Here is a 26,058-nt window from a genome sequence, read left to right on the forward strand (position 1 = left end):
TTTTGTTGCGGACGAAGATATGCGGAACGCTAGTCCGTGAGGCGCACGATGGCCTTGGCCACATTCGCCTTGCCCTCGATCATGGCGTGGAGCAGGTCGTCCACCTCGTCGATGCCCACCTCGGTGGTGATGGCGGGCTCGAAATATTCGGGGTAGGCCGCCAGAATCTCCAGGGCCTCCTCAAAATCCTTCCTGTGGGCGGCCGCGCTGGAAACGAGGGTCTGCTCCTTGATGCGCGCCTTGTCGATGTCCACGATGCCCGGCTGGTTGAACTGGGCCACAAGGGTCACGGTGCCGCGCTTGCGCGTCATGCGGAAGCTCTGATTGACGATCTTGACCGGGTGGGCGGTCACGAAAGTCACGTCCACGCCGTCCGGGCCGCAGGCTTCCTGCAGCGCCTGCTCGGCGTCATCCGCGCCGCCATTGTTGATCGCCACCGTGGCGCCCATTTCCCTGGCTTTTTCGACGTTGAAATCCTTGATGTCGGCGACCACGGCGCTCTTCATGCCCCGCGCCCGGCACGCGGCGAGCAGGAGCGAGCCGATGCCCCCCGCGCCGTAAATCAGGGCCGATTCACCCCCCTGCCAGCCAGCCTGCCTGAGCACATGCATGCAGATGGCCACAGGCTCGGTCACGGCCGCGAGCCTGAGGGAAAGCCCCTCGGGAAGCGGCAGGATATTGGCCGCAGGGGCCACCACATACTCGCTGAAGGTGCCGGGCCAGGGCTTGGTGCCGAGGAGCACCTTCTTGGCGCAAAGGTTGGTGTGCCCCTCACGGCACCAGCGGCACTCGCCACAGCTTTGCTCGGCGAGGATGACGCATTCCGTGCCCGGCTTGAGATCCTTGACGTTGGCCCCCACCTTTTCCACCACGCCGCTGCCCTCGTGCCCGGTGATGAGCGGCGGGGTGCGCCGGGCGTGCTTGCCCTCAAGGGTGTGCAGGTCCGAGCCGCAGATGCCGGCATAGTGCATCCGCACGAGCACTTCGTCCGGCCCGGGCTCGGGCACGGGCAGGTCCACAACTTCGGCCTTGTGCGGTTCAGTGATCTGGAAAGCGCGCATGGTTTTCTCCTTGGTTTTGATGTCAGAAGACGAGGCAGCCCCAGCCGTAGCCTGCAACGGCGAGGAAGATGCAGAGGATCATGCAGGCGACAAAGCCGAAACCGGCTTCCTGTCGAAAGGTGACAAGATCCCTTTGGGCGAAGATGATGGCGTTCATGGGATTGGCCGCGGGGAAGAACATGGAAAAGTTGGCGGCCATGATGACAAGGCAGCTCAGCACCGCCGGGTCAAAGGGCAGCGCATTGCCCATGAAGCAGATGATGGTAACGAAGACCGAGGTCACCACCATGTTATTGGCAAACTGGGTAAGCACGGCCGGCAGAAGCACCACGGCGAATATCACGAGGAAGGGCGGCAGCCCGGACAGCATAGAGGTGGCGACGTCGGAGAGAAGCACCTTCAGACCCACGGCGTCGGACGAGAGCGCGCCCGCTACGGGCAACAGTACGACCAGCACAAAAAAGACCTTCCAGGGAAAGAAGTTCGCCACCTTGGTCATGTCAAGCAGAGCCTGCCCATTAACGCGGATGATCATCAGCACGGCAAGGATGGCCATGGAAAGGCCCCCCAGGCCAAGCTGGCTGAAAAAGGCGGAAATGGCCCAGTCCTTGGGGATGATGCTGGGCAGGAGCAACAAGGCCAGGCTCACGATGATGGCGATGAGCGAAATCTTCTTGAAGGGCGTGACCACAGCGCCCTTGGAAGGCTCGTGCCGGTAGTTGCGCAAAAGGCTCAGGTCCACCCGGAAGATGTATTTGCAGACGAGCACATAGAAGGCGATGGTCGCAAGGCACATGGGAAACATGAAGACCGTAAAGGAGGCAAGGTTCATGGTCTCGCCGGTGATGGCCTCATACGCGCCTATGCCGAGGATGGCGCAGCCCTTGAAAGGCAGGCTGATGTCGCCGATGACGATGGCGAAGGCCATGCCCACCATGAAGGTCGGTATGGCCGCGCTGTAAGGCTTGAGGCCGGTCTTGCGCACGATTTCCTTGAAGATTTCGAGGAAGATGACAAGCACGGCCAGGCATTGCGAAAGCACGGCCGCAAGAAAACCCGCCAAAAGGAAGTTGAACAGGATGAGGAAGGGCTTGCCAACGGTGGCCTTGCGGCTGAGGAGGAAGTCAACGATAACTTCCGTGAGCTCGGCCTGCTGCACAAAGGCGGCTAGGAACAGCAGGGCCAGGATCATGACGATGGTCTGCGAGCCGAATGCCGTGGCCAGCAGGTTGCCGGTGGGCATATAGCCCGTCAGGCACAGGGCCACCAGCCCGAGAATGGACGGCCAGCCGATGTCGATCATTATCCAGCCGTAGATGACGCCTGCAAAGACGCCGATGACCCGCATGCTCATTTCATTGAGGCCCGGAAAAGGCGGCACATAGCCAAAACCGAACATCAAGAACAACACCACAGTCAGGTTCAGGAGAAAATTCCTCGTGTCATTTTTCACGGCAGTTCTCCAGGGAAATTTGTTCAGATGACCGGCATTCGGCCGGCTTCAACAGGCAGAATCCCCACGGACAGGAAAAATTTCGTCAAAGAGCGACGCCAGTTCCGTGAAAACGCGGAAGTCATGGCCCGGAACCACCGTGCAGCCCCGGCGCTCGTGCCGCCTCAAGGTCTCGAGAGACGCCGCATAAGCGGCACCGTCGGCGATGTTCCCGGGGCGGATACCGGGCGTCCAGTTTTCCAGCACGTTCACGACATCATTTGCCAGGATGAGCCTAGCCTTGGCCGTCTCCACGAGCACCGACTGCGAACCCCGGGTGTGGCCCGGCGTGGGGAACACCCGGAGGCCCGGCGCGATTTCCCTTTCGCCCTCCAAGAGCTCGTAGCGGGCGTGACAGCGGAAAAAGTAGGGCACTTCCTCTATGTCGGTCTCATAGGCCTTGGCGAAGCGCGTGCCCCGGCTGGCCGCCGCCCACGCCAGTTCCTCGCGCTGCACAAGGAGCGGAAGGGTCTGCGGCAGGCTGTTCACGGCCTTGAGATGATCCCAGTGCAGATGGGTGACGATGACACCCTCGAGTTTTGCGGCATCAACGCCCATGGCCGCGAGCCTTTCCCTGATGTGCCAGCCCGGGCGCATGGTCATGGGCTGGTGCAGCCGGGCATTGGTCTCGTTGTCGTAATCGGGCCCGCAATCCACGAGGTACATCTTCCCGGAGCTCTCGTTCATGAGCAGCCAGCAGACAAAGGGAATGTCCATGCGCTCGGTGGCATCGGTGGGACTGCCCGTATCCAGCATCCCCTTTCGGATGCAGTGCTGGGTGGCGACATGAATCGGCTGAACTTTCCACATACGTCCTCCCGCAGTTACCTCAACAGGAAAGAGCCGGGGCAGCACAGGGAAAAAGTGTCTGGCCTGGTATGACGTCATACGGCGGGGAGTGCCCTGGCTCCCGCCGCATGTGCCGCCCTCCTCTTTTTCAAAACACCAGCCTGCCCCAGGCGAGGCCCGCAAAGGCGATGATGACGCACTGCACCACAAAGGTTTTCAGGCCAAGGCCGCATTGCTGCCTGAAGGTCACGAGCTCCTTCTGGGAAAACAGCACGGCGCTCAGGGGCGACGCCGCCGGGAAGAAGATGGCGATGCAGGAGGCGGCGATGATGAGGCTCGTGATGATTTGCGGGTTGAGGTTCAGCATGGACGTCAACATGCAGGCGATGGGCACGAAAACCCCGCAGACCACCGTATTGTTGGAAAAATTGGTGATAAAGGCCCCGGTAGTGACGATGGAGAGCACAAGCAGCCAGGAGGGAATCTCTTGCAAAAAGGCCGTGGTGCCGCTCATGAGCAGGGCCTTGATGCCCGCCTGGTCGGAAGCCAGCGCCGACGCCACGGGCACGAGGAAGGCGAGCATGAAGAGAACATCCCAGGAAAAATAGCTGGAAGTCTTTTTCAGGTCCATGAGCGGCTCGCCGTCCACGCGCACCATCAAAAGCACGGCCACGATGGTCAGCCCCAGGCCGCCGATGCCCATCTGGCGGATGGTGTCGCTCACGATATTGCCCGCGGGCAGGATGTTGGGCAGCAGAAGCAGCAGCAGGGCCACGATGACCGCAAGCAGGGAAATCTTCTTGCGCGTGGTCATCTCCACCTTTTGCGAGGGGTCGATGGCATAGGACTGGAGGCAGCCGAGATCGCAGCGGAAAAGGTACTTGACGGAGAGCACATAGGTGGCGATGAGGAAGATGCAGAAGGGGAAGATGAACACCGTGAAGGCGGCGAAGTTCATGGGCGTCCCCGTGGCGGCCTCATAGGCGCCGATGCCCACGATGGCCGTGGTCTTGAAGGGCAGGGCGATGTCGCCGAGGGCGAAGGCATAGGCCATGCCCACGAAGAAGCAGGGCACGGCCGATGAATAGGGCTCGATGCCGGTTTTCTTCATCATGTTGCGGAAGAGTTCCAGAAAGATGATGAGCACGGCAAGGCAGTGCGAAAGGATGCTCGCGAAAAAGCCCGCGAGCAGGAAGAGGAACAGGATGAGGAAGGGCTTTCCCTGCGCGCACTTGAGCCCCAGCAGGCTGTGGAGGATCATGTCCGTGAGCTCCGCCTGCTGCACGAAGGCGGAAATGAGCAGCAGGCACAGGATCATGGTGATCATCTGCGAGCCCAGGGCCAGGGCCAGCAGATCGCTCATAGTGTAAAAGTCGGTCATGCCGAGGGCGACCACGCCCAAAAGCGACGGCCAGCCAATGCCGATGGTCACCCAGCCAAAGATGGTGCCCCCAAACACGCCAATGACCTGCATCCCCTGCTGCGTCAGGCCCCCCACGGCGGGGAGCTTGCCGAACACGAAGAGGAGGAAAAGCACGATGCAGGTGTTGATGAAGAAGGAAAGCCTGGTTTTATCCGCCATTTCCGGCTCCTGGGGCTGAAATTTTGTCGGCAGAAAGCGGCCTCAGCCAATCACGGGGTAGGTGTCCAGCACCCAGCGGTCGTGACTGGGCAGGATGACGGCGCCTCCCTTCTCAAGCTTCTCCAGCTTGGCGAAGGAGTCGAAGTAACGCTTTATGTCGTTGTACAGGCCGCCGGGCATCCGCTGCTCCCAGTTGGCGCGGATATTGATCATGTCGCCCGCGATGACGAAGCGGCCGTCCTTTGTGTCCACCACCACGCCCTGAGAACCGTTGGAATGCCCGGGCAGATGCACCACGGAAAGGCCGGGCTCGATCTCCACATCGCCGTCCACCAGTTTGTACTGATGGTAGCACTGGAGATAGTACGGCACCTGGTCCGTGGCGTCCGCTTCATAGTATTTGCGGTCCGTGGGATAGGGGTCGAGCGCGAAATGCAGTTCCTCGCGCTGTACATAGACGGGTAGCTCCCGCGGCAGGTCAAGGATGGCCTGGGCATGGTCCCAGTGGAGGTGGGTGATGATGATGGCGTCCAGCTGTTCGGGCTTCACGCCATGTCGCGCCAGCATCTCAATGACATGCTTGCCCTCGTCGCGCCGGATGGGATTGTGCAGGCGCGAATTGCGCTCCAGGTTGTCATCGCCCCCTGTATCCACCAGTACCTTGCGGCCACGCTCATCATCCTCGAGCAGCCATGCAATATGGTAGAGCTGGGTCAGCTCCCCGGGGTTGGACTTGACGCCATGCTTCATGATGACGCTGCACATGATGGTGTCCAGCGTGCCAACATGCAGGGGGGTGATTTTCCACATGTGCGGTTCTCCTTTTCTGGCAGTATCTTTCATTGCATTTGTCAGATTTTGGCCATCAGCGTGCCAAGCTCAACGCTTCAAGCCTATCCGTTCTTTCAAGGCCGCGTTTTTCCTGAGCACGCTTTCCTTGTCCATGTTAGGAATGTCCTTGAACTGGTAGTCGATGCCCAGCTGGTGGTACTTGGGCTGGGCGAAACCGTGGAAGGGCAGAAGCTCGTAATCGTCCAGCCCGGGCACGGTCTTGAGGAAGTCGGCTATGGCCCCGAGCTCGGCCTCGTTGTCGTTGACGCCGGGGATGACCGGCGTGCGCGCGATGAGCTGGACTTCCGGGAACTCCTTCTTGAGGCGCAGGAAGTTTTCCTTGATGAGGCTGTTGTCCACGCCGGTGTGTCGCTTGTGGGCCACGGGGTCGGCGAGCTTCATGTCCGCATAGATGAGCGAGCAGTGGGCGGCCACTTTCGCCACCTTGTCGAAGGAGGCGCAGAGCGTGGTCTCGATGGCCGTGTGGATGCCGTAGCGCCGGAACTTCGCCAGAAGCTCGCCCACAAAGTCGGCCTGCATCAGCGGCTCGCCGCCGCTCACGGTGACGCCGCCGTCCACGCGCCAGGCCTGCGGCTTGTTGCGGATGCGGCCGTAGAGCTCGTCCACGGTCACGTCCTCGCCATAGACGTGCATGGCCTTGGCGTAGCAGCGCTTCACGCAGGCGAGGCACTTGGCGCATTTCCCGGGCGCGCGGACGATGGCGCCGTTCTCCGCGCGCCCGAGGGCTGCATGTTCGCAGGTCTTGAGGCAAACTCCGCAGCCGACGCACTTCTTTTCCCGCCAGCCCAGTTGCAGGCCGTGCCGCTGGGACTCGGGGTTGGAGCACCAGGTGCACCTGAGCGGGCAGCCCTTCATGAAGATGGTGTCGCGAACGCCCGGTCCGTCATGCACCGAGAACTTCTGGATATTGAAGATGCGTCCTGTGAGCTTGCCCATGATGCTACACCATCTCGTGTTCGGTGCGCGCGATGATCTCGCCCTGCATGCTGGGCGAAAGCTCCACAAAGTAGGCGCTGTAGCCCGCCACGCGCACGATGAGGTTCTTGTAGTCCTCCGGCTTTTCCCGCGCCTTGAGCAGCACATCCTTGTTGTAGATGCCGATCTGCACATGCCAGAGCTTGAGGTCCACGAAGTTGCGGATGAGGTTGATGAGGTCCTGCGTGCCCTTCTCGCCGGCCACCACCTGGGGGTTGAGCTTGAGGTTGAGCAGGCGCGCGCAACTGTTGGGATAGACGCGGCTCGTGGAATTGGCGATGGACATCATGGTCGAGAGCGGGCCGTCCACGTCCGCGCCCTGGGTGGGCGAGATGCCCTCGGAAAGGAAGGTGTGCTTGTGGCGGCCATTGGCCGTGGCCCAGGTCTTGTTGCCGAGGCCCACATGCGAGGTGACGGGCACATACTTGAGGTATTTCTCGCCGAACACGGACTGACGGTCGTGCACGAGCTCGCCGATCATCTGGTCGAGGTCTCGGGCGATGGCGTCGGCCCAGGCGTCGTTGTTGCCGTACTTGGGCACGTTGAGCATGAGCTGGCGCAGGGGCTCGTTGTTCTCGAAATCGCTGTTCACGGCCTCGAGCAGCTCGTCGAGGGAGAGTATCTTGTCCTCAAAGACCAGCTTCTTGATGGAAGCCAGCGCCTCGGCACAGGTGCCGAAGCCGTTGAAGTTGACATTGCCGGTGTCGTGCTGGTTGCTGCCCGGCATGACGCACTGGTGGATGTCCGTGAGGTTTTCCATGCAGATGTCGCTCTGCGAGGACATGAAGGGCGCGGCCAGGCACTGCTTGTTGGTGAGCTCCAGCGCGGACATGCGCTTCATGAAGTGGTCGACGTAAAAGTCCACGCACTCGCGCAGGTTGCTCATCACATCGTCAAAGCTCTTGATGTCCTTGCGGGCGATGGACGGCGTGAGCAGCTTTTCGTAACGCGGGCCGAAGTGCGCCCAGCCGTCGTTGAGCGCCATTTCCAGCGCGGCGGCGAGGTTGATGTTGCCGCCGAGCGGGAGATAGGTGTCGATATTCGGCATCCGTATCTCGGTGCAGCCGGCCGCCGAATAGTCCCGCGCGTGCGAGAGCGGCACGCCGTTGCACATGAGCTGGGTGATGATGGTCTCGTCATTGAAGAACTTGGGGAAGCCGCAGCCCTCCTTCACCAGTTCCGCCGCCGCATGCAAAAGCTCGTGCGGCGTGCCGGCATGGACGCGCAGCGAAACTTCGGGATAGTGCAGGGGAAATTCCTTCTTGGAGCGCAGGATGAGATAGGTCATTTCGTTGGTGGCGTCGCGGCCGTACTTGTCCACGCCGCCGATGGTGCAGTTCTCGAAGTGGGCGTAGCCTTCCCAGTAGTTGCCCGCGTTGGTGGCGCTGAAGGGCACTACCTGGGCAATCTTGAGCCACATGGCCTCGAGCAGCTCGAGGGCGAAATCCTCGGTGATCTTGCCTTCCTCGAGGTCCTTCACGTAGAGGGGGTTCATGTACTGGTCGAAGCGGTGCAGGGCCACGCCGCCGCTGATCTGCTGCTCGGCGCGGTAGGCGATCTGCGCGAACCAGTGCGCCTGCATGGCCTCCCAGAAATCGCGGGCCGGATGCGCGGGCACACGGGTGCAGATTTCCGCCATGCGCTCGAGCTCGCGCTTGCGCGCCGGGTCCTTTTCCGTGGCCGCCAAGGTCATGAGCTCGGCCGCATAACGGGCCGCATAGGTGAGCATCCCCTCGTAGCACTCGATGACGGCCTGGAGGAAGGGAATCTTGTCATAGTCCCCGTTGGCGGGGTTGGACTCGATCTCGGCCAGCTTGTCCTCGGCTTCTTTCTTCAGCGCCAGGACGCCGCGATTGATGATCTTGTCGAAGATGCCGCTCCAGTTGAGCGTGGAGTTGATGTTGGAATTGTCCTGCATGAGGCCCGTGGCGCCGTAGTCGTCGTCGCCATAGATGATGTCGCGCGTGGCCTTGGGCATGAGGGCGAGATAGCGCTCGTGCGCCGTCTTGCCGCGCCAGTAGGGCTCCACCTTTTCCATGAAGGTGGCGATGTCCTCGGAGCGCACGGCGTAGGCGTCCTTTTTCTGCGTCTCGGGCATGCCCTTGGGGAACCAGCCGCAGCGCAGCTCGGGATAGAGCGGCGAGATGCGGCCGGGGCCACCGATGGTGCCCACGAGCAGCTCGCCCTCCTGGATGACCACCGGGATATTCTCCAGGATGTGGCGCACGGCCTTGCCCCAGCGGAGCACCAGCGGATATTGCTCGGTCTCACGCATGGACTCGGTGAACAGCACGGCGCGCTCGATGTCGAGGCGCGGCCGCTGGGCACGCATCACGTTGAGCGCCTTGTTGGTGCGCTCCCTGGGGCTGGACTGTCCGCGCCCGTCCGCAAGGCGCTGTTCCTGGCCGGTCATGCAGCTCGATTCCATGGTGCAAACGCTCATCCTGTGCCTCCTTGTGAAACTTTTCCGCGAGGAAAAAAGAAAAGGCCCGGAGAAGGCGCTTTTCAGCGTCTTTTCCGGGCCAAAAACTGATTCGCTGCTCGTGCTGCGGGTGCAGCCGCCGGCGAATCGCCCTCAGGCATCCAAATGCCGAATGTGTCTTGCTGCGTGCGGATGGCAGGATTGACCGCCTGCATGGCGTTCAGCTGCGTTTTTCCGCGCGTGTTTTTTGGATACGGCGTCTCTCGGAAATTGTCAACTCTTTCACAAATAAAATTTTTGGCGTCCTCCGCTCTTCCTCCCGGCAGGGGTATCTCCTTGGCGGGCTTGCAAATTCTAGAGGTGCCCCCTTTGCTGGCTGCTTTCCAGATATTCCCCGGGCAAATCGGCCAGGGCCCGCGAGAGGCGCTTGATCATTCTGTCCTTTTCGGAAAGATACCCACCCACGGGAACCGCGTTGTAGGGATGCCTGCCGAAGAAATAACACCCTTGCTCGGGCTCCAATGCTTGAAGCAAGAGCAGTTCTTCCTCGATCAATTCCCTTTCGGTGGGTGGAGTGTATTCGCCGGCCTCCCGCATGCGCTCAAGCTGGCTCCCTTCGGCAATGGCCGTCGGGACGGCGGAAATGACAAAGGGCATGTTCCGCTTGAGCATGTTTGCCGTCTCCCTTGCGCTTCTCTCGCCATTGCCCTGCCCGCCGAGACCGAACATCAGGAGCGCCCCATAACGGATGCCCGCTTTTTTCAGGCGGTCAAGCTGCTTGTCGGCCTCCTCGCGAGTAAATCCCTTGCGCATCTGGACGAGAGCCGGCGCCCAGCCGGACTCAAGCCCGATATAGAGGTCGTTATAGCCGGCTTGGCGCAGCTCTTTCAGGTCCTGATCGCTCTTATGCCCGATATTTCTTATGGAAGCATAGCAGGCGATGGTTTCGATGCGCGGAAAATGCGCATGTATCATTTCGGCGATTTTCAGCAGTTTTCGTGTCGGCAAGGCGAACGAATCCCCGTTCAGCTGGAAAAGACGCCGAACACCACCGCCATAGACCTGCCGCAGTTCATCGAGATCGGCTTCAATATCCTCCATGCGGGACACCGTGAACGGCGTCCCTTCATACATGGTGCAAAAGGCGCAGCGGTTGTGCGAACAGCCACTGGTTATCTGCAAAAGCGGAGTTTCGCTTTCCATGGGCGGTCGATAAATCTGGCCGGTGTAATGCATCTTTCCTCCAGAGGGGCTTGACCCCCCAAAAGCACCAAACAAAAATGCCCGGAGAAGGCGCTTTTCAGCGTCTTTTCCGGGCCAAACACTGATTCGCTGCTCATGCTGCGGGTGCAGCCGCCGGCGAATCGCCCTGAGGCACAAGATGCCAAATGTGTTTTGCTCGCGTGCAGAGGGCAGGATTGACCGCCTGCGTAGCGTTCAGCTGCGTTTTCTGCCGTATCTCAAGTAAGGACGGATGCCAAAATTGTCAACTCATTCACAAATTAAAGGGCAGAGCACGGTAAGGCGGCGACTCCCTCGCAAAAATCATGGGTTTATCGGCTATAAATCTTTTCGGAAGTCTACGGGCTCTCCCCTTTTAAAACGCACACGCTGAGAGTCAGCAAGTCAAGCCGAATTGACGTTTACCCTAGTATGCCTGAAGCATGTCCAGCACGACGAGAGCACCTGCTCGCTTGCGCTTTTTCTTAATTTTGTTCGCTCCATATTCAATAATAGTTCTCTGTTTAGCATGTGGTGCTTTCGATAGGAAGGCAATTCTGCTGCTTCGATGTGTGAATGTTTGGAGTGTATCTGATTCTTAAATAAATATACATCAGCTAATATTAATTCCGGGACGTAGCTAGCCCAGATACTCGCTCCGTTCCTGAATCATGTATTTTCATTCTTGAAGATATCCGTCATAGTGACAGGCAGCGCGAACGGCATTACAATCTCCATGCGCAAGCTGGCGTTCAGTCCAGTCGCGGTTATAGCCAAGTTTGTTGAGAGGTGTGGAGGCAATTGAGGGTAGCCGTGAACGCCCATTTCATGCTTGTGATAACCCATGCACCGCAGAGCGTTGAGCATGGTCGCGTCAGAGATCGGCCGCGTTTCCGTCCGCGAGGAAGGAAAGAGGTGTTGCCCGTTGCCCGAAAACTTTTTCAATTCCCTCACTATGGTAAGAGCCTGGCGAGACATAGTGACAATATGGGTGCGCCGCATCTTCATGCGCTCTGACGGGCTGCGCCATGAGGCCGCCCCCAAATCGAACTCTTGCCAGCTGTCGCAGCGTAATTCGGCCGGACGCACAAACAGCATTGGAGCCAATTTCAGGGCGCAGACAAGCGGGAAATAGCCCGCATAGTCATCAATGGCAATTTTGAAGCACCCTGCGCGCGGTTTCGTGATTTCCTTTGCCTTCGGTACTCTTGACGAGCGCGAGAATCTCCGGCGCTTCAAGACTGGCTATGTGTTTTTTCCCGATGATGGGGAGAATGTAGGTATTTAAGCGATACTGGGCTGTCCCCTGATGTTTTTCCGAAAATCCGGCAAGACGCGTCCGATGCCAGTCCAGAGCGATGTTTTCAAAGCAGTCGCGTTCAGCGTGGCCTGTTCCCGCTTGGCGGCTTTTTTCTGGGCTGACGTCGATGCCATTGGCGAGAAGCCCCTTTGCCTCCTCGCGTCGCCCTCGCGCGTCTTTCAAGAAGACAGCGGGATAATCGCCAAAACTGAGCAGCTTTGACTTGCCCGCAAAACGGTAGGCCATGCGCCAGAGCTTGCTTCCCGTCGGGGGCACTTAGAGGAAGAGCCCGCCTCCAGCAAAATACTTCCTTGGCTTCGCTTCCGGGTTCAGGCTGCGGATGTGGGTATCGGTCAAGGGCATCTTGGGTACCTCCACGTTGTTGGACGGCATGATACCCACATGGACAAAAATATTGCTATTTCAGCATGTTGGCAGTGTGGGTATCGGGATTCAACATAGCACAACGATGCCCACAAATATACCCACAAAAAGTGTGGATGCAACTGGACTTAGGTACACTTCGGGAAACACAACTGGAGAAAAAAATAAAGAATGCCAATGCTTTTTACACCTTGGCATACGTATTTGTACCTAAATTTGGCGTCCCCAAGGGGATTTGAACCCCTGTTGACGGCGTGAAAGGCCCCTGCCTCGCGTTTGCCACCATTGAATTTCAAGGGGTCCAGCCGCAGTGAAGGGCATCAAAATGCAATTAGGTGCAGTACTTTTGTAACCAAATTTGTAACCAAAAAATCTGACGGCAGAGGACTGCCCAAGACCTTATTTTGGTGTGGCTTTAAACTCTTCGAATAATCGGAGAATCGGATTTTGATAATAGGATTGATAAAAAGTTAATTAAGTAAATTTTTCCTATATACTCTATGTGGCAATAAAATTTTTCAATGATAAATTCATATTTTTAGATTTTATGTATCCAAAAATGAAGTTATAAGTATATATTTATCATTCAAAAAACTACTGATTTCATACATGAATCAACATACCAAATCCACATGATAGGCTCTTGCGTCAACAATCTCCATCTGCTATGTTGATATCTTTGAAGATATCCATTCTAAGTCATCTGGCTTCCGGCATAGGGGTATTCTCTTACTCTTGTTATGTACGGAGAAATTCCGTATACGCGTTGTGAGGTGCTTGCCATGACACAATCCCATGAAATGCCCATGTCGCGGATTGATGCCCGGATCCCCCTTTCAGTCAGGGAAACCATCGACCGCGCCGCAGCCATGCAAGGCCGTGCGCGCACGGATTTTCTCATTGAGGCGGCTCTGTGAAAAGCCGAACAGGTTATCGCCGAACAGACCATCATTCGTCTGACCTTGCGCGACCAGGAGCTTTTGGCCAAAGCGCTCCAACATCAAGCACCCCTGGAGCCCACTCCGTTTCTCAAAAAGCTGGCGAAGGAATATGCTGAAAGAGTCAAAAGTTCATGAAGCTCCTCTTCGATTTCCTGATGCCTGACATGGAGAGGGGAGGATTTACTTGTGGCGAACCAGCTCTTGACACCTATCTGCACAAGCAAGCCGGCCAGGATATGCGGCGCAGTTTTGCCACAGTGATTGCAGCACGGCCAAAGGCGAACCCAAACAAGGTCGTGGACTTCTCCACCTTTTCCGCCGCCTCCATTATTTTCACCTCTCTCCCCAATGAAATAGCTCGCAAGATACCGCGCTCTCCCGCCGTTCCCGCAATTCGTCTTGGCCGATTGGCGGTGAATGCCTCGCAGCAAGGGAAACATATCGGGAGCCTGCTGGTTCTGGATGCTTTGCGGCGAGCCTGCCGAAACGAACTGGCTTGGGCCATTATTCTGGTGAACACCAAAAACGAGAACGCTGCCATCTTCTATTAAAGATTTCTTTTTCAGCGCTTAACTGGAATACTTCTCTACTTTGGATACTAGGAAAGAATGCTGAGAATTTCGAGGATGATTCTTTATTTAACATGATTTCTTCGCATTGATGAAGAACTCTTTTGATCGAGGAGATACCACATGGATAATGATCTGCTTAAAGTTTCCAAATTTGACGCGGCAGACTACCTCAAGAATGAGGCTGATGTGCACGAATATCTGGATGGGGTCAGGAACGAAAATGAGCCGAGGGCTTTCTTAAAGGCCATAAATACTCTAGTACGCGCTAAAGGGATGGTAAATATTTCCAAGGAGACGGGTATTCCAAAAGAAGGTCCGTAGGACTCTCATCTGAGAGGTAACGCTGATTTTCTCCACTTAATGGAGGGATTGTGCAATCTCTCAGGTGTGCTCGTAACAGGATGGAATAGCCTTTAGTCTAGCCAAAGCATGAAGTACTACCCGAAGCGCAAGTATCATTGGCAAATATTTTCTTGTCATAGAGCACCTTGGGTATAAGTAATTTCCATCACTTTGAGGCTTGATCTCCCGAGAATAGATACTAAATTAGAAAGCGCATCAATAAGGGAGGAAATTTTTGCAATCCGTCAAAATGGCAATCGAGCACTTTCGCTCGCACGAGCCCCGCATCCTTTACATAGTCCCTGAAAAGGGTCAAGAGACGTTCACTTGGGGCAACAATAAGGGACATCGCTCCAGCAAACTGTTAGGGGTGAGGTCGCCAAAAATTGAACCAGCACTCGCAAGCCGGAGTTTTCGAGGTGATGCAGATGAGTGAGCAATTTTATGATGTGATCATCGTCGGAGCAGGGATTGCCGGGAGTTCTGCCGCCATCACGGCAGCCAGTGCCGGGCTGGATGTCCTTTTGCTGGAACAGGCAGATACGCCAGGCAAAATGAACATGACAGGCGGACGGATATACACCCGGGCTCTGAAAAAGCTCCTGCCGGATTTTGCCTCCACGGCGCCGCTGCAAAGAACTGTCACCAACGAGAGGGTTTCGGTCCTTACCGAGGAGGCAGCGTCAACGCTCGAGTATTTTAATGCCCTCGCGGGCAGCGCAGACGAGGCGTCCGCCTCCTCCACCGTCCTGCGAAAGAGCTTCGATGCATGGCTGGCGCACGAGGCGGAAAAAGCCGGGGCCAAACTGCGTGTCTCCCAACGGGTAATCGACCTCATTAAAAACAATGACACCGTTTGCGGTGTAAAGACCGGTACGGATACCTTTAATGCCCATGTGATCATTCTAGCGGAGGGAGCCAGTTCCCTGCTTGGGCAGAAAGTGGGCCTCGTGAAAAAACACGACCCTGCCAAGTACGCCACTGGCGCCAAGGAAGTTATCCATCTGGGCGCGGAAGTGGTTGACGAACGCTTCAACTGTAAAGGCGGCACCGGCGTCGCGTGGCTGTTTTTGGGCTATCCATCCACAGGACAAATGGGCGGCGGCTTCCTCTATACAAACAAGGACAGCATTTCCCTCGGGATGGTAGTGGGGATGAAGGATGCCAGGGAAAGCAATACTTCCGTCCTTCAAATGCTGGCTGATTTCAAGAAACACCCACTTATCGAGCCTTTAATCAAGGATGGCGAAGTCATTGCACGCGGTGGCCATATGGTGCCCGAGGGCGGCTACAATGCCATTCCCGAATTGGCCGATAATGGCTTGCTGATCGTCGGTGACGCGGCGTCACTTTGCCTGAATCTTGGCTACACCATCCGGGGCATGGATCTTGCCATCCTTTCGGGGATAGCTGCGGCCAATACCGCGATACGCGCCAAAAAGGCGGACAATTATTCGCGCGATTATCTATGGTCGTATTATGATGAGCTAGAAAAGGAGAATATCTTCCCGGATATGAGGCACTATAAACATATTCCAGAATTTCTCCATAATGAACGCATCTTCACCACCTATCCAAAACTCGTCAACAACTTCATGCAGGAAATTTTTACGGTTGACAGTGGCAGCGAACCGGCATGGAAGAAAATCTCGCGGTATGTACAAAGAGCCGGCATACTCCATATTATAAAAGATGTCTGGCAAGGGATAAAGTCGTTTTAGAATGCGACGCTTCCCCTCCCGTCGTGTTCGGGAAGCGCTGCCTGAAGCGGCTGCCCTTAAATAACTGAAGCGCGCCAATGGGTGGCAGTGACACAGAAAAATTAGTAGAAAGGCCCTCATGGTACAGAGGGCCTTTTTCACCACAGTTTTGAGGGGTGGTCCCTGCTAAAAGATGCAGGCAGAGAGGCTAGTCATGGACCTTGTAATTCGCAAGGAGCCATTCACCCATGCCGGGCGTTTCGGGGTCGTGTGCGCCGTGCCCGGTGTCCAGCCCACGGATGTCCGCCATTTCGGAAACTGTAAGCTCAAAATCAAAAATATCGATATTTCCCTTGATCCTTGCGGGATTCGTTGACTTGGGCAAGACGATGAGGCCATCCTGCACTTCAAAGCGAAGGATGATCTGGCCCGGATTTTTCCCATATTTTTGCGCAAGCGCCGAGATCACGGGATTTTCAAGCAGCTTTTTGTCACCGTGGCCGAGAGGAAAATACGCCTCGATTTTCACATCCGCCGGCTCAAGGAGTTTCCTCAAGGCGCGCTGCTGAAAAAATGGGTTGCACTCCACCTGGTTCACAGCGGGCACGGTGGCGAACTGGCTGACATACTTTTTCCAGAGATTCGGCGTCATGTTGCTTACGCCGATGGATTTTATCAGGCCCTCCTTTTTCGCCTCCTCAAGGGCTTTCCACGCCCCCACCACGTCAAAATAAGGCTGGTGGAGCAGATAGAGGTCGATCCAGCTGTCTTAAGCTTTTCCAGCGATGCGCGGATGCCTTTTTTCGCCTCCTCATAGCCGTAATCCTGAATCCAGAGCTTGCTGGTGATGAATATTTCCTCTCGTGGAATGCCGGAATCCCGGACAGCCTTCCCGACTTCCTCCTCGTTGAAGTAGGCAGCGGCGGTGTCGATATGGCGGTAGCCAACTTTCAGTGCGTCCATTACGGCCTTATAGGTCGAGCCGTCATTGGGGATGAGAAACACGCCAAAGCCCACCGCAGGGATCAGGTTGCCGTCGTTCAAGAGCACTTCTTTCATACGTCGCTCCTTATGCGCGGTCACGGTTCGTTATTGCAAGGGAATGGTCGCGGGCCCCAGTTTCAATGGCGTGGGGCCGTTGTGCGGCTGCTGCCTTGTATCAAGGCCCTTCTGGCGCAGCCAGTCCATGAGATGCTTCGCCACATCCACATTGTTTTTATCCGCCATCAGAGCGTGGGGGTTGCCCTTGAGACCGATTTCAGGCAACTCGACCAGTGTCGCGTCGCCCCCGTGCCTGTTGACGGCGTCCACGAACTGGCTGCCCCACTCCCGGATGACGCGCCAGGCCTCCTGGTTGAAATCGGCGTTTGGAGCGTCGGCGATATTGTCGCCAAAAATCACCAGTATGGGCATTTGGGCCAGCTTTTTAAATTCGCTCTCGGGTACGAGGATGGGCCGCAATACCTCGGCGGCGATTTTATTGTCCGTAGGCACTTCCTTGAAAGGCTCGTTCTCCGGGAGCACGAACTGGCCGGGCTCATAGGCAACGACAGCCTTTAGCCGTTCCGGGCTTTCCATGGCGGAAAACCAGCCGTACTGGCCACTGTTGGAGTGCGTGACGAGCACGGATTCGCCCGTGCGGTCAAGGAGCGCCCGCAGGGTTTCGGCCATGTACTTCCGATGTTCGTTGGTCCGTGGTTCATCGCCGGTATTGGGAGTCTGCTGGCGGAAGAACTGGTCGATGGCGCCCGCTGATGCCGGAAACTGCGTCACGTCAAAAAGGGTGGCGTCGTCGGGCGGCGTCCAGATGCCATTGCGAAAGACGGTCCAGGTGGCGCTCTCCCGGCTGGCTGCCGGCACATCGTCCTTGGAGGCCGGGGTGGACTGCGTGTACCCTGCCCGGCCCCGCCTCGGCTGGTCGATGATATAAACAGGCCAGTCGTTCCGGGGGAAAATGGCCTGGAAACCTTCCCTGCCGTCGGGCGTGGACTCCCATGTCTTCCCGGATTGCATCATGCCGTGCCAGAAAATAAGGGGAAACTGGCGGGAATTTTCCGGGATGTAGTATTGAGCGTATCCGTGGTCACCGTGAAATGTGTCGCCATTGGGTTTCTTTTGTACTGTTCCGCCGAAAAGCAAGCTGCCCATTGTGCGAAGAGACAGCGGTTTCTCTGGTTCCGCGAGAGCGTTGCCCGCGCAGAGGCAGAAGGCCGCCAGGAAGCCGGTGGCAAATTTCATGCGAATATTCAAGGGGGCTCTCCTTGCTGTATACGTACTGGCGATCAAAAGCAGCAACACCTCAACGGCGCTTTACCAAGGGAAAATCCGGGACGACGGCTGCCGGCGCAGGGCCGCTATGCGGGGCCTCACTGCCGGAAAGTCCTTTTTTGGAAAGCCAGTCTTCAAGCTGTGCGGCGATTTCGAGATTGTTCAAGTCGGCAAAAGCCGCGTGGGTGTTTCCCTTGATGCCCATCTCGGGCAGTGAGACAAAGGTCGCGTCGCCCCCGCGCCTGTTGACGGCGTCCACAAAGTCCAGCGCCCTTTGGCGGGCTATGCGCCATACGTCCACATTGAAAATTTCGCTGGGCTTTTCGCTGATATTGTCGCCAAAAATGACGAGGATGGGCATTTTTGTGAGCTTTTCAAACTCTTTCGCCGGCACAATGACCCCCTCTTCCATTTCGCCGGCGAGCTTGTTGCCGGCGGTCACTTCAGGAACCGGCCCGTCATCAGGAAAAACGACCTGCCCCGTTCATAGGCCACCACCGCTTTAACTTTTTCAGGGTTGGCCATGGCGCTGAACCAGCCGTACTGGCCGCTGTTGGAATGCGTCAGCAAAATCGCGGGGCCGGTCCTCTCAATCAGCCGTTCATGGCGTCCGCCATGAACTTCCTGTGCTGGTTGTCCCGCGGCTCTTCGCCGGTATTGGGAGTCTGTTGGCGAAAAAACTGGTCAATGGCTTCCGGGGTGGCGGGGAATTGGGAATCCTTGAAAAGCCCCGGAGGAGTGGGCGGCGTCCAGACGCCGTTGCGGAAGGCGTTCCACGCCTCGCTTTCGCTGGATGAAGTGGGCTGCGCTCCCTTGGATGCGTCCGTCGCGAGTGTATAGCCGGCCCGTCCCCGCCTGGGCTGGTCGATTATGTACGTCGCCCAGCCGTTTCTGGGCAAGATGGCTTGGTAGCCTTCGCGCCCGTCCGGCGTGGATTCCCAGCTCCTGCCCGATTGCCCCACCCCATGCCACAGGATGAGTGGATAGGTGCGGGAATTTTCAGGGATATAGTATTGGGCATAACCGTGGTCGCCATGAAAGGTGTCACCACTATCTTTTTTGACCACGTTGCCGCCGAAGAGAAGGCTCCCCATCGTCTTTAATTTTATAGGGCCACCCCGCTTTATTTCAGATGAAACAGGCTCTCCAAGGCATCTGGAGGGTTGAAATCCCGATATTACACATATGACACTAAGAAAAGAGAGCGCCAAAAGGAGCATGGGTTTTTCATTTTTTCTCCATTTTCCTGTGCTTATTTGGAATGATTACTCTTTATAATTTTTTACTCATTAAATTGTCAAGAATGTATTAATTATGCCTGATCCGTCTCCCCTCCATTGCTCATTGAGAAAATTGCCGTTCCAAAAGCGGAGGACTTCCAGAGCCAACGTCGAGGCAGCCATTCCGGGGCCAGCCCCGGATGCCTGACCTGTATACTTAAAAAGAATACCCGGCGAAGATTCAACCAAAGCTCGCGCCGATGGCGGAAACAATGTCGAACCGCAAAAACAAGAGAGGCTGTCCTGGCCAAGGTTCATATTTTGCTTCTTAACCCCAAGAATTAAGGTGGGTGAATAGCTCTTTATGATTATCTCCATTGAAACGCCATCCGCACTCTTTCAGGAACCAATAAAAGTGTTCAGGCTTAATGCCGTTGAACTTGCGCAAATGCCGCTTGGCCTGGTTCCGAAAATTTTCTCTCCCATTGATAGGGTTTCCTTGTTTGGCAAATACCCTTGAATGGTCGATCCTGTGATGGTGGAAACCGCATACATCCAAGGCAGTCTACGCCCGGAACATATCCGTGCAGCCGATGCTATCAGGCACGACGCGCTCCTCAATGATGGGCATGAGCGTTGCTGTTCGCGCATTGGGGATTATGACTGTATAAACCTTCCCGTTGCGCTTGTGTACTCCGAAAACCGACGAACAAAGAACCTCTTTTCCTTGTTTATTTTTAAAAAAATTTTTCCTGAATGGGATGCCCCAAAGTTGCCCCTTCTTTTTTCCCTGCCCGTCGCATAGCCGAGGAACCAGCCCCGTGCGGCCCTGCGCCGGGCCCGTTGCCCCGCGAGTGCCACAGGCTTTCCCTGCCTAGCGGCGCGACGGCCCTAGGTACTCCCCAGAAGCCAGACTCAGCCTCCACCTGGGCTGTCTTGACATTAATTTAGTTTTCATTAAAAAAATCTTCATCACACATCTGGAGGAAAATCCCCATGGCAGACTTAAGCGAGTACAAGGCGATCGTGAGGACGCTGGAAACGTATCGCGTGGAGGGCTGCGCGGCCAATGTGGCCGGCGGGAAGAGGGCTTTCCATGAAAAAGCGGTCATGAACGGCTCGGGTAAGGACGGCTACGTTCTCGGGCCCGCCCATACCCTCTACGACCTCTACGGGCAGGTTGGCCCCGCGCCGGATGCCATCTGGCATATCGATGTGCTGGATAGAGCGGGTAATACGGCCATCGGCCGCATTGTCATCAAAAACTGGCACGGCAAGGACTTCGTGGATTGCCACGAGCTGATCAAGGAAAACGGCGAGTGGAAAATCATCGCCAAGACCGCTCAGGAACTGGAGGAGCGGCCATGTCCGAATTTGCCTGTCTTGCGCGTCCGCTGGAAATAGGCGCGGTCCGCATTAAGAACCGGTTCTGCATGGCCCCCATCGGCGGCGGTCAGCATCACAGGCCCGAAGGCGGCCTCAAGGACGAGACCATCCAGTACTTGGTGGAACGCGCCAAGGGCGGCTTCGGGCTGATCTTCACCGGGGCCATAGCCACGGACCATACGGTCGACCCGTATACCGGGGTCGGGCCGGCCATTTTGCAGAATCCCGACGCCTTCCGCATGACCACCATCGAGCTCAACGAGCGCGCGGCCGTGTACGGCGCGAAAATCTTCGCCCAACTGACCATGGGCCTCGGGCGCAACTATCCCAAGTTGCCCGCGCCTTCCGTCATGCCGGTCTACGGACACCCCGGCGAATATTCCCCGGCCCTGAGCACGGAACAGATCAAGTCCAAGATCGACTCGCTGGTGCGCTCGGCGCTCATCGCCAAAAACAGCGGCTTCGCCGGGGTGGAGGTGCATTCCATCCACTGGGGCTATTTGCTCGACCAGTTCGCCCTCGCCATGTTCAACAAGCGCATGGACGACTATGGCGGCAGCCTCGAGAACCGGCTCCGCGCCGCACGGGAAATCATCGAAGGCATCAAGCAGGAATGCGGGACGGACTTTCCCGTCAGCATGCGCCTCGGCCTCAAGACCTTCATCAGGGATTTCGGCCAGGCCACCCTTTCCGGCGAGGACGAAATGGGCCGCACCATCGAGGAGGGTGTGCGCATCGCGCAACTGCTCGAGGCCTACGGCTACGACTGCCTCAACGTGGATACGGGCACCTATGACGCCTTTTATTACGCCTGCCCGCCCATGTACATGCCCAAGGGTTACGGCGTGGAGCTGGCCGCGCGCGCCAAGCAGGCGGTGGCCATCCCCATCCTCGCGGGCGGCCGCATGAACGACCCCTTCATGGCGGAAAAGGCGGTTTGCGAGGGGAAGATCGACGCGGTGGTGCTGGGGCGCGCCGCCCTGGCCGACCCGGACTACCCCAACAAGGTGCTCTCAGGGCACCCGGATGAAATCCGGCCCTGCATCGCCTGCAACCAAGGCTGCCTCACGCGGCTCCAGCAGGGCAAGCAGCCCTCGTGCGCGGTCAATCCGCAGGCCATGCGGGAGCTGCGCTTCGCGCTCAGGCCCGCCGCCACGAAGAAAAAGGTCGTCGTGGTCGGGGGCGGCCCGGCGGGCATGGAGGCGGCGCGGGTCGCGGCAACACGCGGCCATGAGGTCATCCTGCTGGAAAAGGGCAAGGAGCTCGGCGGCAACCTCATCCCGGGCGGCTCCCATACCTTCAAGAAAGAGGTGCGCGAGCTCAACGCCTGGTACCGGCAGGAGCTTGAGCGGCTGCCCGTGGACGTGCGCCTCGGGACCGAGGCCACGCCGGAGATGCTCCAAGAGCTGGCTCCCGATGTCGTCATCCTCGCCACAGGCTCAAGCCCGGTTGAAATCTCCGTTCCAGGCGGCGCGGACGGCAAGGTTCTCGGTTGCCTCGAGGCGCTGGAGAACCCCGGCAAGGTCGGCGAGCGCGTGGTGGTCATCGGGGGCGGCCTCGTGGGCTGCGAGATGGCGCTGGAATATGCCATGGACGGCAAGCGGGTGACGGTGGTGGAGGCGCTGCCGCGCATCCTGTCCGCCGGCATCCCCAACCCCATCCCCAATGCCCAGATGTTGCCGGACCTGTTTGAAAAGTACGGGGTGACGGTGCTCACGGGCCACAAATTCGCGGGCTTCAGCGACGGCAAGGCGCTCCTGGAAGGCGAAAACGGTAAGGTCGCGGTCGATGCGGACACCGTCGTCACCGCCATCGGCTTCCGGCCGCGCGCTTCGCTGAAAAGCCGCCTCGAGCCGGACGGCGCCACTGTCTATGAAATCGGCGACCAGCGCTCGGTGGCGACCATCCTCCAGGCCATCTGGGACGGTTTCGAGATCGGCAACAACATTTAGGGCGCGCCGCGAGGGCTTGCCCGTCAACAGAAAAGGAGAGTACCATGCGTGACAAACTGGCGGAATACGATGCCATCGCCAAGGCGGCGGAAAAATTCGTGAAGAGCGTGGCCGAGGGCACGAGCAAGTACGCCCGGGAGCTGTTCGTGGACGAGGCCGTCTTGTTCGGCTATCTGGACGGCAAGCTGGAGCACGGCTCCATCGAGCAGTTTTACCACAATGTGGACACCGTGCCGGGCGACAAGAATTTCAAGGCCCGCATCGACGTGCTGCTCGTGGAGGAAACGCTGGCCGTGGTCCGCATCCTCGAGGAAGGCTGGGGCGGCAGGATCGACTTCACCGACGTTCTGTTGATGCTCAAGATGAACGGCGAGTGGAAGTGTGTCGCCAAGGCTTATAACCAGAATTCCGAAACCATCAGCAAGTAGCTTGCGGCAACATTGAGAAAGGCCCCGGCATCCTTGCAAGATACCGGGGCCTTTGCGTTATGGGCGCCCCCAAGGGGGTACCGGCGCCCTGCGCCTGCTGCCCGCGCGGCGCGCCTACTTGATGTGATAGACCTTGCTCACGATCTTCCAGTCATCGCCATCCTTCACCAGGGTGAACATGTCGTCGAAGCTCGTGTCCCCAAACTTTGAATCGATGCTCACCACCGCCACGTCGCCGGCCACTTTCACGGTCTCGATCTTGTAGGTGGCCTTGTGCGGCCCGGTCTTGTCGTAATAGGCGAAGAGCTCGCTGATGGGCACGGTGACGAGCTTGCCCTTTTCCGTATAGGACATGGTCGCCTTGGGGGCGAAGGCGGGCTGGGCGATCTTGCTGTCGCCCTTCACGGCGGCCTCGGTGTAGAGGTTCAGGGCCTTGGTGATGCCCTCCACATCCTTGGCATCATCGGCTGCTGCCGGGGAGACGTTCCACAGAAGGGCCATCAGCGCCAGCGCAAGCAGGAACAGTTTTTTCATGAGTGCCTCCTTCAAGAGCGGTAAAAATTCCCGGCGCGGCGTTGCGGAACCGCCCGGCGGGTATTGGGAGACGAATTAATTTATCGAATACTAAAAAATGTCAACCGGCTTTTCCGCCTGCCGGGGCGGCAAAGCCGGCCTGCCGGCCACAAACCTCGAAAATTTTTAGAGCAAATCTTTCGGTATTGATTTAATCAATACCACATAAAGAAAAAAAATATTTGTCCACGCTCGCTATCCGATTTTTAAGAAAGTATCTATTCCACCATAGGACTTCAAACAAGGATGGCAGCGATGAAAGTTCTGGCTCTCAATGGTAGCTCCAACAAGAACGGCGTTACCCGCCATGCCATTGACCTGGTTGGCGAGGAATTGGCGAAGGACGGCATCGGCATGGACGTGATCCACGTGGGCGCCAAGCCCGTGGCCGGATGCCTCGATTGCCGCAAGTGCCGCACCAACGGCCACCGTTGCGTCCATAACGACATCGTGAACACGATCATCGACAAGCTCCCCGAGTATGACGGACTCATCCTTGGCTGCGCCGTGCATTACATGGGCATTCCCGGGCCCTTCAAGTCGGTCATGGACCGGCTGCTCTACGCCACCGAGCACCTTGAGGGCTGGGGCCCCAAGCCCGCCACGACGATCGCCGTCTGCCGCCGCGCCGGGGCCATCAACGCCGCGCAGCAGCTGGGCAACTATCTCAACTGCTCCAACCTGCTCACTGTGAACAGCCAGTACTGGAACATCGGCTTCGGCTGGAAGCCCGAGGAATTCCTCACTCAGGACGCCGAGGGCGTGCAGACCATGCGCGTGCTGGGCAAGAACTTCGCGTGGATCATGAAGGTGCTGGACGCCACCAGGGACAGCATCCCACGCCCGACCTATGAGAAGCGGGTGCGCGCCAACTTCTGCCGCTGAGGGGGCCTCCATGAAAGCCATTGATTTTCGCCTGCGGCCGCCTTTCAGGAGCTATCTCAACTCCTTCATGTATGACATGCCGGCGCTTGAGCGCTCGCACAAGGCGCGAGCCCTGGGCGAGGTTTCCCCCGCCGCGACCCGCAAGGACTGCCGCCTGCTCGTGGAGGAGATGGACGCCGCCGGCGTGGTGTGGGGCGTGGCGCCGGTGCGCCTGCCCCAGGAGGCGGACAACGAGGACGCCCTGCGCCTCATGGAGGAATATCCGGGCCACTTCCTCGGCATCCCGTGGATCGACCCGCTCACCCCCAAAGCGGCCGTCGCCGAGGTGGAGCGCTACTGCGTGAACGGCCCCTGCAAGGGCATCATCCTTGAGCCGGGACTCTACACCACGCCGGTCAAGTGGTACCTCAACGAGCCCGGCATCTTCCCGGTGTACGACTACTGCGAGGAGCGCGGCATCCCGGTGCTCGTCTCCTTCGGCGGCCGCGTGGCCGACCCGCGCTATTACGCGCCGGAACTGGCCTATGACGTGGCGACGCGCTTCAAGAAGCTCAAGCTCGTGCTCTGCCACGGCGGCTGGCCCTTTGTGACGGCCATCTGCAAGGTCGCCATGGACTGCCCCAATGTCATCCTCTCGCCGGACACCTGGGCCATGGACTTTGCGCCGGGCGCGGCGGACTATATGGTGGCCGCCAACTACATGCTTCAGGACCAGATCGTCTTCGGGAGCTCGTATCCGGCCATGCCGCTGGCCGCGGCCGTGGAGAACTACGCGCGGCGCCTCCGCCCGGAAGTGGCGGAAAAGGTCATGTACGCCAACGGCGCAAGGCTCTTTGGCCTGGAATGAAGCCCGGGCAAATGTCCGGGCGGCCCCAAAGAAACTATCATACTCACTGACGGAAAAAGAGGGACAACCCATGAATCTGGAAGGGAAGATCGCCATCGTCACCGGCTCCAATTCCGGCATCGGCGCGGCGCAGGCCGAAACCATGGCCGCGCAGGGGGCCTCCGTGGCCGTGTGCGGCAGAGACCGGGCGCGGGTGGACGCCGAAGTGGACAAGATCAGGGATGCCGGGGGCAAGGCCATCGGCATGGCCTTCGACGTGCAGGACACGCCGGCCATCAAGGAATTCCATGAGCTCGTCATGCGCACCTGGGGCCGCGTGGACGTGCTCGTCACCACGCACGGCATCTTTGACCAGAGGCGCGGCTCCCTGGAAATGACGGAGCTCGACTTCCAGAAATTCATGCAGATCAACGTCATTTCCGTGTTCAATTTCTGCAATCTGGTGCTTCCGCAGATGATCGAGCGCAAGAAGGGCTGCATCCTCGCCACGGCCTCCATCAGCGGCATGCGCAACACCGCCCAGGGCGGGCCGCGCGGCAGCGCCGGGGGCGGCTCGGTCTATACCTCCTCCAAGCACGCGCTGGTGGGCTACATGCGCAGCCTGAGCGCGCTCTATGCGTGGCAGGGGGTTCGCGTCAACGTCATCTGCCCCGGCTCCGTGGTGACGCCCTTCATCCAGGACAGCCTGGACAACGACCCGGACGGCTACGAGCGCCGCGTGCGCGTCATCCCGGCCGGGCGCCTCGGCGTGCCGCAGGACGTGGCCTGGCTCACGGCCTTCCTGGCCAGCGACGAGGCCGACTTCATCAACGGCGCCGTCATCCCCGTGGATGGCGGCCGCTCCAATGTGTAGGCCGTTGAGCCGG

26 protein-coding genes and 1 pseudogene are annotated in these 26,058 nt (G+C 58.2%); 9 read left to right on the forward strand and 18 right to left on the reverse strand.

Translation table 11 applies throughout. The annotated features are described in order from the left end of the window. Positions 1 to 29: 29 nt before the first annotated feature. The 11 genes from G7Y54_RS03985 to G7Y54_RS12555 all read right to left on the reverse strand — a co-directional run bounded on the left by G7Y54_RS03985 (position 30) and on the right by G7Y54_RS12555 (position 13,079). Positions 30 to 1,061: an alcohol dehydrogenase catalytic domain-containing protein gene (locus tag G7Y54_RS03985; protein ID WP_165077563.1), complete on the reverse strand. Its 1,032-nt coding sequence runs from the start codon at positions 1,059 to 1,061 to the stop codon at positions 30 to 32. Between the two features lie 22 nt (positions 1,062 to 1,083). Continuing rightward, positions 1,084 to 2,514 carry an SLC13 family permease gene (locus G7Y54_RS03990; protein WP_165077565.1) on the reverse strand — a complete coding sequence of 477 codons (1,431 nt, stop codon included), beginning with the start codon at positions 2,512 to 2,514 and terminating at the stop codon, positions 1,084 to 1,086. Between the two features lie 48 nt (positions 2,515 to 2,562). After that, entirely contained in the window at positions 2,563 to 3,363 is an 801-nt protein-coding gene (locus G7Y54_RS03995) for an N-acyl homoserine lactonase family protein (RefSeq protein ID WP_165077570.1), read from the reverse strand. Between the two features lie 127 nt (positions 3,364 to 3,490). Continuing rightward, complete coding sequence (locus tag G7Y54_RS04000; RefSeq protein ID WP_165077573.1) at positions 3,491 to 4,924, reverse strand: SLC13 family permease; 1,434 nt, start codon at positions 4,922 to 4,924, stop codon at positions 3,491 to 3,493. 42 nt (positions 4,925 to 4,966) lie between these two features. Then, on the reverse strand, positions 4,967 to 5,734 hold the full coding sequence (locus tag G7Y54_RS04005; protein WP_165077577.1) for an N-acyl homoserine lactonase family protein: 768 nt from the start codon (positions 5,732 to 5,734) through the stop codon (positions 4,967 to 4,969). 69 nt (positions 5,735 to 5,803) lie between these two features. After that, complete coding sequence (locus G7Y54_RS04010) at positions 5,804 to 6,712, reverse strand: glycyl-radical enzyme activating protein (RefSeq protein ID WP_165077589.1); 909 nt, start codon at positions 6,710 to 6,712, stop codon at positions 5,804 to 5,806. 4 nt (positions 6,713 to 6,716) lie between these two features. Next, positions 6,717 to 9,194 (reverse strand): pyruvate formate lyase family protein, encoded by a 2,478-nt coding sequence (locus G7Y54_RS04015; RefSeq protein WP_165077592.1) that lies wholly within the window; start codon positions 9,192 to 9,194, stop codon positions 6,717 to 6,719. A gap of 333 nt (positions 9,195 to 9,527) precedes the next feature. Next, entirely contained in the window at positions 9,528 to 10,409 is an 882-nt protein-coding gene (locus G7Y54_RS04020) for a radical SAM protein (protein WP_165077595.1), read from the reverse strand. Positions 10,410 to 11,063: 654 nt separating this feature from the next. Beyond that, positions 11,064 to 11,492, reverse strand: a complete 429-nt coding sequence (locus tag G7Y54_RS04025) for a hypothetical protein (RefSeq protein WP_165077597.1) — start codon at positions 11,490 to 11,492, stop codon at positions 11,064 to 11,066. Positions 11,493 to 11,541: 49 nt separating this feature from the next. Further along, positions 11,542 to 11,970, reverse strand: coding sequence for an integrase arm-type DNA-binding domain-containing protein (locus G7Y54_RS04030; protein ID WP_277424346.1), 429 nt, complete (start codon positions 11,968 to 11,970; stop codon positions 11,542 to 11,544). A gap of 944 nt (positions 11,971 to 12,914) precedes the next feature. Then, positions 12,915 to 13,079 carry a hypothetical protein gene (locus tag G7Y54_RS12555; RefSeq protein ID WP_241159351.1) on the reverse strand — a complete coding sequence of 55 codons (165 nt, stop codon included), beginning with the start codon at positions 13,077 to 13,079 and terminating at the stop codon, positions 12,915 to 12,917. 71 nt (positions 13,080 to 13,150) lie between these two features. Between G7Y54_RS12555 and G7Y54_RS04045 the strand changes: the two genes are divergently transcribed. From G7Y54_RS04045 to G7Y54_RS04055, 3 genes are all read left to right on the forward strand, one after another. Further along, positions 13,151 to 13,570: a GNAT family N-acetyltransferase gene (locus G7Y54_RS04045; protein ID WP_165077601.1), complete on the forward strand. Its 420-nt coding sequence runs from the start codon at positions 13,151 to 13,153 to the stop codon at positions 13,568 to 13,570. A gap of 141 nt (positions 13,571 to 13,711) precedes the next feature. Then, entirely contained in the window at positions 13,712 to 13,912 is a 201-nt protein-coding gene (locus G7Y54_RS04050; protein WP_165077604.1) for a hypothetical protein, read from the forward strand. A 449-nt stretch (positions 13,913 to 14,361) separates the two neighbouring features. Then, entirely contained in the window at positions 14,362 to 15,654 is a 1,293-nt protein-coding gene (locus G7Y54_RS04055) for an FAD-dependent oxidoreductase (protein WP_165077606.1), read from the forward strand. Positions 15,655 to 15,841: 187 nt separating this feature from the next. Here the strand turns inward: G7Y54_RS04055 and G7Y54_RS12480 are convergent, their stop codons facing one another. The 6 genes and pseudogenes from G7Y54_RS12480 to G7Y54_RS12560 form a co-directional block, all read right to left on the reverse strand. Next, positions 15,842 to 16,357, reverse strand: a complete 516-nt coding sequence (locus G7Y54_RS12480) for an aldo/keto reductase (protein ID WP_206214891.1) — start codon at positions 16,355 to 16,357, stop codon at positions 15,842 to 15,844. Continuing rightward, positions 16,309 to 16,692, reverse strand: a complete 384-nt coding sequence (locus G7Y54_RS12735; protein WP_206214892.1) for an aldo/keto reductase — start codon at positions 16,690 to 16,692, stop codon at positions 16,309 to 16,311. The genes G7Y54_RS12480 and G7Y54_RS12735 overlap by 49 nt, the downstream gene beginning before the upstream one ends. 30 nt (positions 16,693 to 16,722) lie before the next feature. Beyond that, positions 16,723 to 17,883: an alpha/beta fold hydrolase gene (locus G7Y54_RS04065; RefSeq protein ID WP_165077608.1), complete on the reverse strand. Its 1,161-nt coding sequence runs from the start codon at positions 17,881 to 17,883 to the stop codon at positions 16,723 to 16,725. A gap of 49 nt (positions 17,884 to 17,932) precedes the next feature. Continuing rightward, entirely contained in the window at positions 17,933 to 18,343 is a 411-nt protein-coding gene (locus tag G7Y54_RS04070; RefSeq protein ID WP_165077610.1) for a hypothetical protein, read from the reverse strand. Positions 18,344 to 18,494: 151 nt separating this feature from the next. Then, a complete protein-coding gene (locus tag G7Y54_RS04075) occupies positions 18,495 to 18,995 on the reverse strand; it encodes a hypothetical protein (RefSeq protein WP_165077613.1) in 501 nt (166 codons plus the stop codon). A 454-nt stretch (positions 18,996 to 19,449) separates the two neighbouring features. Then, positions 19,450 to 19,827 (reverse strand): annotated as a pseudogene (locus G7Y54_RS12560) (transposase); the annotation flags it as partial. 290 nt (positions 19,828 to 20,117) lie between these two features. Here G7Y54_RS12560 and G7Y54_RS04085 point away from each other — a divergent pair. Genes G7Y54_RS04085 through G7Y54_RS04095 form a run of 3 tightly spaced genes read left to right on the forward strand, consistent with a single transcriptional unit; the run spans position 20,118 to position 22,887 of the window. After that, positions 20,118 to 20,525, forward strand: a complete 408-nt coding sequence (locus tag G7Y54_RS04085) for a nuclear transport factor 2 family protein (protein WP_165077615.1) — start codon at positions 20,118 to 20,120, stop codon at positions 20,523 to 20,525. Continuing rightward, positions 20,486 to 22,459, forward strand: coding sequence for an FAD-dependent oxidoreductase (locus G7Y54_RS04090; protein WP_165077618.1), 1,974 nt, complete (start codon positions 20,486 to 20,488; stop codon positions 22,457 to 22,459). Before G7Y54_RS04085 ends, G7Y54_RS04090 begins: the two co-directional genes overlap by 40 nt. 44 nt (positions 22,460 to 22,503) lie before the next feature. Then, positions 22,504 to 22,887 (forward strand): nuclear transport factor 2 family protein, encoded by a 384-nt coding sequence (locus G7Y54_RS04095; RefSeq protein WP_165077620.1) that lies wholly within the window; start codon positions 22,504 to 22,506, stop codon positions 22,885 to 22,887. A 114-nt stretch (positions 22,888 to 23,001) separates the two neighbouring features. Here G7Y54_RS04095 and G7Y54_RS04100 read toward each other — a convergent pair whose 3' ends face one another. Next, the gene (locus G7Y54_RS04100; protein ID WP_165077623.1) at positions 23,002 to 23,421 is read right to left on the reverse strand and encodes a nuclear transport factor 2 family protein; all 420 of its coding nucleotides are present in this window, start codon (positions 23,419 to 23,421) and stop codon (positions 23,002 to 23,004) included. A 294-nt stretch (positions 23,422 to 23,715) separates the two neighbouring features. Between G7Y54_RS04100 and G7Y54_RS04105 the strand changes: the two genes are divergently transcribed. The 3 genes from G7Y54_RS04105 to G7Y54_RS04115 all read left to right on the forward strand — a co-directional run bounded on the left by G7Y54_RS04105 (position 23,716) and on the right by G7Y54_RS04115 (position 26,045). Beyond that, positions 23,716 to 24,345, forward strand: a complete 630-nt coding sequence (locus G7Y54_RS04105) for a flavodoxin family protein (RefSeq protein ID WP_165077625.1) — start codon at positions 23,716 to 23,718, stop codon at positions 24,343 to 24,345. Between the two features lie 10 nt (positions 24,346 to 24,355). After that, positions 24,356 to 25,192: an amidohydrolase family protein gene (locus G7Y54_RS04110; RefSeq protein ID WP_165077627.1), complete on the forward strand. Its 837-nt coding sequence runs from the start codon at positions 24,356 to 24,358 to the stop codon at positions 25,190 to 25,192. Positions 25,193 to 25,262: 70 nt separating this feature from the next. Further along, a complete protein-coding gene (locus G7Y54_RS04115; RefSeq protein WP_165077629.1) occupies positions 25,263 to 26,045 on the forward strand; it encodes an SDR family oxidoreductase in 783 nt (260 codons plus the stop codon). The last annotated feature ends 13 nt before the right edge of the window (positions 26,046 to 26,058 follow it).

Source organism: Desulfovibrio sp. ZJ746, from assembly GCF_011039155.1.
Taxonomy (GTDB): Bacteria; Desulfobacterota; Desulfovibrionia; order Desulfovibrionales; family Desulfovibrionaceae; genus Desulfovibrio.

Coding starts and splice junctions, on each gene's coding strand:
- G7Y54_RS03985 (WP_165077563.1), bottom strand. CDS start 1,061: ATGCGCGCTTTCCAGATCACTGAACCGCACAAGGCCGAAGTTGTGGAC.
- G7Y54_RS03995 (WP_165077570.1), bottom strand. CDS start 3,363: ATGTGGAAAGTTCAGCCGATTCATGTCGCCACCCAGCACTGCATCCGA.
- G7Y54_RS04000 (WP_165077573.1), bottom strand. CDS start 4,924: ATGGCGGATAAAACCAGGCTTTCCTTCTTCATCAACACCTGCATCGTG.
- G7Y54_RS04005 (WP_165077577.1), bottom strand. CDS start 5,734: ATGTGGAAAATCACCCCCCTGCATGTTGGCACGCTGGACACCATCATG.
- G7Y54_RS04010 (WP_165077589.1), bottom strand. CDS start 6,712: ATGGGCAAGCTCACAGGACGCATCTTCAATATCCAGAAGTTCTCGGTG.
- G7Y54_RS04015 (WP_165077592.1), bottom strand. CDS start 9,194: ATGAGCGTTTGCACCATGGAATCGAGCTGCATGACCGGCCAGGAACAG.
- G7Y54_RS04020 (WP_165077595.1), bottom strand. CDS start 10,409: ATGCATTACACCGGCCAGATTTATCGACCGCCCATGGAAAGCGAAACT.
- G7Y54_RS04025 (WP_165077597.1), bottom strand. CDS start 11,492: ATGCTGTTTGTGCGTCCGGCCGAATTACGCTGCGACAGCTGGCAAGAG.
- G7Y54_RS12555 (WP_241159351.1), bottom strand. CDS start 13,079: ATGTTGGAGCGCTTTGGCCAAAAGCTCCTGGTCGCGCAAGGTCAGACG.
- G7Y54_RS04045 (WP_165077601.1), top strand. CDS start 13,151: ATGAAGCTCCTCTTCGATTTCCTGATGCCTGACATGGAGAGGGGAGGA.
- G7Y54_RS04050 (WP_165077604.1), top strand. CDS start 13,712: ATGGATAATGATCTGCTTAAAGTTTCCAAATTTGACGCGGCAGACTAC.
- G7Y54_RS04055 (WP_165077606.1), top strand. CDS start 14,362: ATGAGTGAGCAATTTTATGATGTGATCATCGTCGGAGCAGGGATTGCC.
- G7Y54_RS12735 (WP_206214892.1), bottom strand. CDS start 16,692: ATGAAAGAAGTGCTCTTGAACGACGGCAACCTGATCCCTGCGGTGGGC.
- G7Y54_RS04075 (WP_165077613.1), bottom strand. CDS start 18,995: ATGGGGAGCCTTCTCTTCGGCGGCAACGTGGTCAAAAAAGATAGTGGT.
- G7Y54_RS04085 (WP_165077615.1), top strand. CDS start 20,118: ATGGCAGACTTAAGCGAGTACAAGGCGATCGTGAGGACGCTGGAAACG.
- G7Y54_RS04090 (WP_165077618.1), top strand. CDS start 20,486: ATGTCCGAATTTGCCTGTCTTGCGCGTCCGCTGGAAATAGGCGCGGTC.
- G7Y54_RS04095 (WP_165077620.1), top strand. CDS start 22,504: ATGCGTGACAAACTGGCGGAATACGATGCCATCGCCAAGGCGGCGGAA.
- G7Y54_RS04100 (WP_165077623.1), bottom strand. CDS start 23,421: ATGAAAAAACTGTTCCTGCTTGCGCTGGCGCTGATGGCCCTTCTGTGG.
- G7Y54_RS04105 (WP_165077625.1), top strand. CDS start 23,716: ATGAAAGTTCTGGCTCTCAATGGTAGCTCCAACAAGAACGGCGTTACC.
- G7Y54_RS04110 (WP_165077627.1), top strand. CDS start 24,356: ATGAAAGCCATTGATTTTCGCCTGCGGCCGCCTTTCAGGAGCTATCTC.
- G7Y54_RS04115 (WP_165077629.1), top strand. CDS start 25,263: ATGAATCTGGAAGGGAAGATCGCCATCGTCACCGGCTCCAATTCCGGC.